Source organism: Cupriavidus phytohabitans, assembly GCF_000426345.1.
GTDB lineage: Bacteria > Pseudomonadota > Gammaproteobacteria > Burkholderiales > Burkholderiaceae > Cupriavidus.
The window spans coordinates 1-2,478 of the sequence record NZ_AUFE01000195.1; the positions used below are offsets into that span (position 1 = coordinate 1).

2 protein-coding genes are annotated in these 2,478 nt (G+C 60.4%); both read left to right on the top strand.

Annotation, left to right across the window (positions count from 1 at the left end):
* Positions 1–188, top strand: a 188-nt coding sequence (locus tag K309_RS43910; protein ID WP_035878916.1) for a hypothetical protein, incomplete at its 5' end; no start/stop codon positions are given.
* A 414-nt stretch (positions 189–602) separates the two neighbouring features.
* A complete protein-coding gene (locus K309_RS0134550) occupies positions 603–2,318 on the top strand; it encodes a cation:proton antiporter domain-containing protein (RefSeq protein ID WP_035878918.1) in 1,716 nt (571 codons plus the stop codon).
* The last annotated feature ends 160 nt before the right edge of the window (positions 2,319–2,478 follow it).

Below are 2,478 nucleotides of genomic sequence, written 5' to 3' on the forward strand. Positions count from 1 at the left end.
CCTTGCAGCGCGCGCAGCGGCAGGTGGAACACCTGCTTGAGACCGAGCAGACCCTGGATCAGCGCATCCGTATAGACGAGTGGGTGGGCTTTAGCTCGGGGCGGACGCCCCGCCAACACACCCCGATGGGGCGCGCGAGGGCCAATTCTCGTCACCACACCTATTTTTTCGGCCGAACGGGCCCCTGATCAACCTGCGTAACTGAACTTACCCAGCTTATTCAGCGTAGCCCTAAGATTGGTCCTTTTCATTGATAACCAATCGTAAATCGTATATCTGGACGTGAAGCTCAGCTCCTGAAATTCCATTCCTTTACCTCGTCGAATGCTGCGCCATGTCCCTTATTGGCTGAAATCTCTACCACATAAATCGCGATGTCAAGCTTTCGGCCTGCGAACAATCAACAGGGCCAGGCACGTCAACAGTCGGCACCGGCGCCACCGGTGCGCTGTCGGATTGGTGATTCCCCTCTATGGTAGCCTTTCAGCCCAGCAGCGGACATCGCTCTTGCCACCGGATCTGCGCGCCGGTTCTTCCGCCTTCAGCCTGGAGTGACTGCTTCGGCGTACCGCAGCGCGCCTGCTTTCAACCTATTGCAACGCATGGAACACAACATATCGCTGATCACCACACTTGCCGCAGGCTTCGGCATTGCGTTGCTTCTTGGCTTTATCGCCGAGCGGATCCGGATGCCGGCACTCGTGGGTTATCTGGTGGCCGGCATCATCATCGGTCCTGGCACCCCGGGTTTCGTCGCCGACGTGCAGCTGGCGTCCCAGCTCTCTGAGGTGGGCGTTATGCTCCTGATGTTTGGTGTCGGCCTGCATTTCTCACTCGACGACTTGCTAGCAGTCAGACGCATCGCCTTGCCTGGCGCGGTGGCACAAATGGGATTGGCCACGGTCTTGGGCATGCTGACCGCTTGGTGGTGGGGATGGAGCTGGGGTAGCGGCCTGGTATTCGGATTGTCACTGTCTTGTGCCAGTACTGTTGTCCTGCTCAAGGCACTGGAAGCCCGCGGCGTGCTCGAAAGCATGAACGGCCGCATTGCGGTGGGCTGGCTGGTGGTGGAAGACTTGGCCACTGTGTTGGTGCTGGTTTTGCTGCCGCCCTTGGCCGGCGTGCTGGGCGGGTCATCTGCGTATGCGGAGACCGCACAGCCCCTGTGGCTTACCCTCGGCAAGACCCTGCTGCAAGTCGCGGCCTTCATTGCCCTGATGCTAATCGGGGGCCGCCGGGTACTGCCCTGGCTATTGTGGCAGGTGTCACGAACCGGATCGCGTGAGCTGTTCACGCTATCAGTGATTGCCACTGCAATTGGCATCGCCTACGGCGCATCCCAGCTGTTCAACGTGTCGTTTGCACTGGGCGCATTTTTCGCGGGAATGGTCATGCGTGAGTCCGAGTTCAGCCACCGGGCGGCACAAGAATCCTTGCCTCTGCGTGATGCCTTTTCGGTGCTCTTCTTCGTGTCAGTGGGGATGCTATTCGAGCCGTCCATCCTGCTAAAGCAGCCGGTGCATGTGCTGGGCGTGCTGGCCATCATCATCGTCGGCAAGTCCATCGCAGCCTTGACCCTTGTGCTTGCCTTCCGCTATCCCCTCAATACCGCGCTAACGGTCTCGGCCAGTCTTGCGCAGATCGGGGAATTCTCATTCATCCTGGCCGGACTCGGCTTGTCGCTTGGCTTGCTGCCGCCTGAAGGCATGAGCCTAGTGCTAGCCGGCGCGCTCATCTCCATTGCGCTGAATCCGGTTCTATTCACCGCCATCGAACCGGTGCGGCGGTGGATGTTTCAGCATTCGGCTGGGGCGCGCAGGCTGGAATTGCGCATTGACCCCTACGCCGAATTGCCCATGAGCACCGAGCGCAAGAATCTGGAGGGCCAGGTAGTGCTGGTGGGCTATGGCCGGGTGGGCAGGCGCATCGCCAGCGCTCTGGACGCGCGAGGCATCCCATTCGTGGTGGCAGAGCAGAATCGCGAGCTGGTCGAGAGCCTCCGCAGAAAAGGCGTGGTTTCGGTGTCGGGCAATGCAGCCGATCCCGCCGTCCTAATCCAGGCACACATCGCTGATGCGGCGATGTTGGTTGTGGCCACACCCGATCCGCTGAATGTGCGGCAAATGGTTGTTGCGGCACGCACGCTCAACCCAGACATTGAAGTGGTATTGCGTACGCATAGCGAGGATGAGTCGCTGATGCTACGCAAGGAGGGAGTCGGTACCGTCTTTTTCGGGGAGGAGGAGCTTGCCAAGGGCATGAGCGGGCACGTACTGGCGCGCTTTTCGCCTGAAATCCACGTAGCCAGTCACGGCTGATCTGCCCAATGGGCCCGGCCGCGGCGCGGCCAGGCCTTGCGGCTAAATGCGCGCTGGGGGCCACTCGGGCAATCCATCCAAGTTAAGCCGCCAATAAAATCGCAATTCCCCCCGCGAACCCTTGACAGATGACGAGGTTCGAGGGGCCGCCGCCCTGCTT

Bases quoted from the DNA above. Each gene is read 5' to 3' on its own strand.
- K309_RS0134550 (WP_035878918.1), top strand. From the start codon at position 603: ATGGAACACAACATATCGCTGATCACCACACTTGCCGCAGGCTTCGGC.